6 protein-coding genes are annotated in these 6,878 nt (G+C 62.6%); 3 read left to right on the top strand and 3 right to left on the bottom strand.

Annotation, left to right across the window (positions count from 1 at the left end; translation table 11 throughout):
• Positions 1-361, top strand: a 361-nt coding sequence (locus tag VM94_RS28635; protein ID WP_046686311.1) for an autotransporter domain-containing protein, incomplete at its 5' end; no start/stop codon positions are given.
• 166 nt (positions 362-527) lie between these two features.
• Positions 528-821: a DUF6916 family protein gene (locus VM94_RS23870; RefSeq protein ID WP_235433006.1), complete on the top strand. Its 294-nt coding sequence runs from the start codon at positions 528-530 to the stop codon at positions 819-821.
• Positions 822-886: 65 nt separating this feature from the next.
• On the opposite strand, the gene VM94_RS23865 is transcribed toward VM94_RS23870, so the two are convergent.
• Genes VM94_RS23865 through VM94_RS23855 form a run of 3 tightly spaced genes read right to left on the bottom strand, consistent with a single transcriptional unit; the run spans position 887 to position 2,628 of the window.
• A complete protein-coding gene (locus VM94_RS23865) occupies positions 887-1,420 on the bottom strand; it encodes a phage tail protein (protein WP_046685750.1) in 534 nt (177 codons plus the stop codon).
• Between the two features lie 48 nt (positions 1,421-1,468).
• Positions 1,469-2,002 carry a phage tail protein gene (locus VM94_RS23860; RefSeq protein ID WP_046685749.1) on the bottom strand — a complete coding sequence of 178 codons (534 nt, stop codon included), beginning with the start codon at positions 2,000-2,002 and terminating at the stop codon, positions 1,469-1,471.
• A 29-nt stretch (positions 2,003-2,031) separates the two neighbouring features.
• Positions 2,032-2,628 carry a phage tail protein gene (locus tag VM94_RS23855; protein ID WP_442905231.1) on the bottom strand — a complete coding sequence of 199 codons (597 nt, stop codon included), beginning with the start codon at positions 2,626-2,628 and terminating at the stop codon, positions 2,032-2,034.
• A gap of 260 nt (positions 2,629-2,888) precedes the next feature.
• Between VM94_RS23855 and VM94_RS23850 the strand changes: the two genes are divergently transcribed.
• A partial coding sequence (locus tag VM94_RS23850) for a beta strand repeat-containing protein (RefSeq protein WP_200899265.1) occupies positions 2,889-6,878 on the top strand: 3,990 nt, incomplete at its 3' end.

The following is a 6,878-nucleotide window of genomic DNA, read 5'->3' as shown; positions in this document are numbered from 1 at the left end:
CAACGCCCTGAGCTACTTCAAGCAGACCGTGCGCTCGCGCATCGGCGCGCTCGGTGTGCGGGCCGAGGGCATCTATGTGGGTGGCCTGGGCACGTGGTTCCCGCGCGCGCGGCTCGAGTACCGGCACCAGTTCCAGGGCGCCGATGATGCGCGCCTGGCGTATGCCGACCTGGTGGCCGACGGCCCCGTGTACGTGATCCGCACGGTGCCGCAACAGACGGGCAACTGGGCGGCGGGCCTGGGCGTGAAACTGCTGCTGTCGAACGGCATGACGATCACCCTGGACTACAACAGCAATCTGAATATCGATAGCGGACGTACCCAGTCGGTGATGTTCGGCATCGCCATGCCGCTCAAGTAGCGCTGCGCATCAAGGAAGTGACGCCGCGGGGCGGGAGCAGCTTGCTTCCGCCCCGCAGCGCATGTGGCGTCTGGTTTTTCATGTCATTGCCGTGCCAGGGCGGCAATGATTCCATTAGAATCAGACATCGTCTTCACCACACTGCTTACGGAATGGAATATCTGGAATGATGAATGTCCTGACCCTCGAACATTTTGCCGCGCGCGTCAACGAGACGTTTATCGCGGCCAGTGACGGCAATGCCGCCTTTGTCCTGAAGGAAGTGCGCCCGTTGCCGTCAGCGACGCTGGAGGGCTTGATGCGCAAGCCGTTCAGCCTGTTGTTTCACCATAGCTCTCCCATCCTGTTCAGCCAGAAAATCTTCCAGATGCAGCATGAGGCGTTTGGCGAAGTGGGTATCTTTCTGGTGCCGGTGGCGCGTGACAGCCATGGCTTTCTGTACCAGGCCGTATTCAACTGAGGCCGGTACGGGGAGGAGGGCAGGGCGGGCGCCGCGATGGCGCCGCCTGCCTGGATCAAGCAAACTTAGTCAAAAGACGGGAATTCCCCTTGCAGCGCGATGCAGAAATTCACCGCCAGCATCGGCTGGCGGTTTTCGTGCGGCTGGCCGCCACCGGCACTACCGATCGCGGTCGGCGACAGCGCTACATTGGGTGGTGTCGTCGGCACGAATGCGGACGTGCCGCCAAGGGCAATCAAGGCGTCGCCAGCGAGCGGTGTGTTGTGCTGCAGGGCGGCAGTGGGCTGGCGATACACATTGAGTTGATGGGGGTGGTTCGGCATCTCCGTGACGGTCAACGTGACACTGTTGCTGCCGAAGGTCTCGCCCATCACGCGCGGCGTGAGGCCGGGTCCTTGTCCCTGGCTGCAGGGCGCGCGTCCCGTGAAGTTGGGCAACTGAAAGGTCGTGGTCCCATTGCCGCCATACTGCGTGCCGATCAAGGAAAACAGGGCTGAATGTTGCTGTATCTGCAGGGTGGCGCCATTGCAGCTGGCCCATCCGTAGGGTGTGAAATTGAAGCCGAAGACTTGTATTTCGCCAAGGTATGGTGAGGTCACGGTAGGTTCTCCTGATCGATTTTAGGGGCTGCGCTTGCGTGCCGGCTGTTATTGCTGGGATGGGAAAATGCCTGCCCATGCGATGCAGAATGACGCTGTCAGGGTTGGCATGGTGTTCGCGTGCGGCAGGTTGCCGCCTGTCGCGCCCGTGGCTGTGGTCGCCAGTGCATAAGCGGTCAGGCCAGTCAGATCGCTGGTGTACATCTTGTCGTTATTCGACGGCGCAGTCAGCAGCAGGTTGGCCGCCGGCACGTTCGACGTTGCTAGGGTGCTGTTCACATTGAACGGGTGCGTATGCAAAGGAAGCTGGGTCGGCAGCAGGGTCACCGATTCGCTGCCGCTTCGTTGACCGAGGGGGCGGTTGCTCAGGCCCGGACCGGTACCCATGTGCAGGGGAACCTGACCGCGCAGGTCGGGCACGGCAAAGGTGGTGACGCCGTCGCCGCCGTAGGTGGTGCCCAGCAGGACGAACAGTACTTCGTATTCGGAGATCGGTTTCAGGCTGCCGTCGCAGGCGAACCAGCCGCTGGGAATGCGGGAAAAGGCAAACAGGCGAATTTCGCCGACATAGGGTGTGGTCATGACTATGCTCCGTAAGAGTGGCTGATTCGTTAGTTGCGCGACGGGAAGATACCGCTCAAGGCGATATTGAAGTTAATGACCGAGAACGGCTGCATGTTGGGATGCGCCTGGTTGCCGCCGGCCAACGCCAAGGTCTGGCTGGCCAGGGTGACTTGCGGTCCCGCCGAACCGTAGATGGATTCCGCGCCACTGCCGCCAAACAGGGTATTCGTGGGATTTTTCGAGGTGCCGGGCGTTGTCACCGCATTGGCCGCATGCGTGTGTGCCGGCATCTGGGTCGCTAGCAAGGTGACAGCCTCCTGCCCCGCCCGTGTACCGATCTGGTATGGCGATGGTTGCCACGCGCCATCGACCGAAGCACCCGCGCCAACCGGGGTACAGCCTTGCAAGTTAGGCAAGGCAAAGGTGGTACTGCCGTTCCCCCCGTAAGCGGTACCCAGCAGTGCAAACAGCGCCTGATTCTGCGCAATGGGCAGCAATTGCCCGTTACATGCCGCAAATCCACGCGGCGCAAAATTGAAGCCGCCCATCATGATTTGTCCTAGATACACATCAGCCATCATCGTTCTCCCACGGTTGGAATGCAGCTCAATGGCAAATGAATAATATTTTCCATTTGCAATCAATGTTGCGTTTTAAAAAACCCTTTTTGTTATAGTTACTTTATTGAAATCTCGGAGTAGCATACGTTGTCATATGGCAAGCGTCAACATCTGTTGGCACTGTGGAAGAGCTCGGAATGGGCATCGCCGACGGCCTGAAATCACCTTCATTTTTGTCTGAAAAACTCTGTATTGGAGAAGTTATGTCGCGTATTTGCAACGACATCATCGGCCGTCCGGCACGTTCTTTTCTGCTCGCCTTGTTTGCTGGAAAACGGAAGCGAATGTTGGATAGCGACGCCGCCGGGACGGCTGTATCTTGCCGTCTCGGGCAGTGGCTCGCTTCGCTGTGCCTGTTGATGCTGGCGTTGGGCGCCAATCCTGCGCAGGCTTTGCCGAGCGTGAAATGTACGGCCAGCCAGAGTTTTTCAGTCGCCTCGGGCGGCTCGCATATCATCGACCTGTCGTCCTGCAGCGGATTTGGCCTGATTGATAATAACGCGACGCCCTTGCACGGCACGATCACAGGTCTCGTCAATAACAGCAATGGCATCGCCACCTATATCAATAATGGCGACGGGGCGCTGTCCGACAGCTTTATCCTGCTCGACGAGGATAGCCAGGAAGTGACTTTCACCGTGACAGTCGCGCCCGCGGCGGCGGCCTTCACGGTGTTGCCGGGCAGTTTGCCCGCGCCCGTGATTGGCGTGCCATACAGCCAGGCCATGTCGGCCAGCGGCGGCGTGGCTCCCTACAATTACGCGTTTGATTCCGGTACCTTGCCGCCTGGCATCAGCGTATCGCCGAGCGGCTTGATTTCCGGCACCGTGACGGCTACCGGCGCCTATGTGTTCAGCGTCAAGGTCACCGACTCAACCCCGGGCACGCCGCAGGTGGTCACCAAAAACTATTCCGTATCGATCGCCGTACCGATCTTGTCCATCACGCCCACCACCCTGACGGCGGGAGGCTTGGCGACGCCCTATAGCCAGCAGATGTCGACCGCGAATGGCACCGCGCCCTATACCTATGTGGTGGAGTCGGGTGCCTTGCCCACGGGCCTGAACCTGTCGAGCAGCGGCCTGCTTTCGGGCACGCCCACCGCCCTGGGTACCTATAACTTTGTGATCAAATCCACCGATGTCACGGGCGGCAATGGACCGTACAACACGTCCAGAAGCTATTCCCTGGTGATCAATGCCCAGCCGCCGCCGACCATCACCGGCGTGACGCCTGCGTCCGGCCCCAGCACTGGCGGCACGGCCGTCACGATTACCGGTACCGGCTTTACGGGCGTCACGGCGCTCAAGTTTGGCGCCAACAATGGTGTCGCCGTTACCGTCGTCAATGCCACGACCATGACCGCCACGTCGCCGGCTGGCAGTGCCGGTACCGTGAACGTCACCGTTACCGCCAGCGGCGGCACCAGCGCTACCGGCGCCGCCAATCAGTTCACGTATATCCCTGCGCCAACGGTCACCGGCATTTCGCCCACGGCAGGCCCCACCGTCGGCGGCACGAACGTCACCATCACGGGCACGGGTTTCACCGGCGCCACGGCGGTGACCTTCGGCGCCACGGCAGCAACCGGCTTCACAGTCAACAGCGCCACGCAGATCACGGCGACGGCGCCAGCCGGCACGGGCACGGTCGATGTGCGCGTCACCACGACGGGCGGCACCAGCGCCACCAGCGCGGCGGACCAATTTACTTTTGTGGCGGCGCCTGTGGTGACGAGCATTTCGCCCACTGCCGGTCCTGCGACCGGCGGCAGCACGGTCACCATCACCGGCACGGGTTTGAGCGGCACGACGGCGGTGACCTTCGGCGCCACGGCAGCCACAGGTTTTACCGTCAACAGCGCCACGCAAATCACGGCGACGGCGCCCGCCGGCACGGGCACGGTCGATGTGCGCGTCACTACCGCGGGCGGCACCAGCGCCACCAGCGCCGCCGATCAATTTACCTATGTGGCAAAGCCGGTGGTGAGCAGTATTTCACCAACCTCCGGCACAACTGCCGGCGGCACCACGGTCATCATTACTGGCACGGGCTTTAGCGGCACGACGGCCGTGACCTTCGGCGCCACGGCAGCGACCGGGTTCACGGTTAACAGCGCCACGCAGATCACGGCCACGGCGCCGGCAGGCAGCGCGGGCACGGTCGACGTGCGCGTCACTTCAGCGGGTGGCACCAGCAACACCAGTGCAAACGATCAATTTACCTACGTGGCGGCGCCGGCAGTGACGAGCATTTCGCCGACTTCAGGTCCTGCGACGGGCGGCACCACGGTCACCATCACCGGCACGGGTTTTAGCGGCACGACGGCGGTAACCTTCGGCGCCACGGCAGCAACCGGCTTCACGGTCAACAGCGCCACGCAGATCACGGCGACGGCGCCCGCCGGCACGGGCACGGTTGACGTGCGCGTGACCACGACGGGCGGCACCAGCGCCGCCATTCCAGCGGACAGGTTCACCTTTATCGCCGTTCCCGTTGCCGGTGATGTCAGCGCGACGGTGGCGTACGGTAGCGGCGCTACTGCGATCACCCTGAATCTGAGTGGTGGCGCGGCAACCTCGGTGGCCGTGGCGTCTGCTGCTTTGAATGGCACGGCAACGGCCAATGGCACCGGCATCACCTATACGCCGGCGGCAGGTTTTGGCGGCAGCGACAGCTTTACCTACACGGCCAGCAACGGCACTGGTATCTCGAACTCGGCCACAGTGACGATTACGGTCAGCGCGCCGACGGTGACGCTTGCGCCGACCAGCGTGGCTGGCGCAATCGTCGGTACGGCATACAGCCAGACCTTGACGGCTTCGGGCGGCAAGGCGAGTTATACCTACGATATCGTCCCAGGCGGTACCTTGCCGCCCGGTATAAGCTTGTCCAGCGGCGGTGTGCTGTCGGGTACGCCGACGGCGGCCGGCACTTTCAACTTCACCGCGCGTGCCAAGGATAGTTCGACGGGCAGTGGCCCGTATTTCGGTTCGCAGGCCTATACGCTGACGGTGGCGGCGCCGACGCTCGTCATCGCGCCGACAGCCCTGCCGGCGATGATGGTGGGCGTTGCCTTCAGCGACAGTATCACCACTACTGGCGGGACGGCCACGTATGGCTATGACATCACCACCGGCAATGCACCTGCGGGCTTGACGCTGTCGGCGAACGGCACCTTGTCGGGCACGCCTACCACGGCTGGTGCATATAGTTTTACCGTCACCGTGACTGACAGCAGCACGGGGACAGGTGCGCCGTTCAAAGCGCAGATCAGCTATTCGGGCACCGTTGCCGTTGCTGTACCTGTTGCCGGTGACGTTAGCGTCAGCGTGGCGTATGGCAGCGGCGCCACGGCGATTGCGTTGAACCTGAGCGGCGGGCCGGCGACCTCGGTGGCAGTGGCATCCGCTGCTGTGCATGGCACGGCGACGGCCAATGGTACCAGCATCACTTATATGCCGACAGCCGGGTATAGTGGCAGCGACAGCTTCACCTATACGGCCAAGAATGCCAGCGGCACTTCGGCGTCAGCGACCATCACGGTCGCAGTGGGCATCCCCAGTATCAGCCTCACGCCATCGGCCCTGCCCGATGCGACGGCGGAAGCGGCCTACACGGCAACCCTGACGGCGGCGGGCGGCAAGGCGCCATATACCTTCAGCATCAGCGGCGGCGGCCTGCCGGCCGGCTTGACTCTGAATGCATCCACCGGCGTCGTGTCGGGAACGACCAATGTGGCGGGCAGCTTCCCGGTCAGCATCAAGGTCACCGACAGCAGCACGGGGACAGGGGCGCCGTTCAGCACCACCAGCAGCTATACCTTGACAGTCGCCGCTCCCGTAATCTCGGTGACGCCAGGCTCGCTGGCGGCACCGAAAGCGGGCACGGCATATAGCCAGCAATTGGCGGCCAGCGGCGGCGTCGCTCCGTATGCCTATACGGTGTCGGGCGGCAGCCTGCCCGCCGGCCTGACCCTGAGCGGCAGTGGTTTGCTCAGCGGCACTCCGACAGCAGCCGGCAGCTTTACCTTCACGGTGCAAGCGGCTGATGCGCACCAGTTCACCGGTACGCACAGCCATACCCTGGTGGTATCGTCGGCCAATATCAGCCTGACGCCATCGACCCTGCCCAATGCGACAGCGGAAGCGGCATATTCCACACCTCTGGCGGTGACGGGCGGCACGGCGCCATATACCTTCAGCATCAGCAGCGGCAACCTGCCGGTTGGCTTGAGCCTGAACGCATCCACCGGCGTGGTGTCGGGGACGACA

Origin of the sequence: Janthinobacterium sp. KBS0711, from assembly GCF_000988085.1 — a bacterium.
GTDB lineage: Bacteria > Pseudomonadota > Gammaproteobacteria > Burkholderiales > Burkholderiaceae_D > Janthinobacterium > Janthinobacterium lividum_E.
This window is presented reverse-complemented; position numbering and strand designations above follow the sequence as displayed.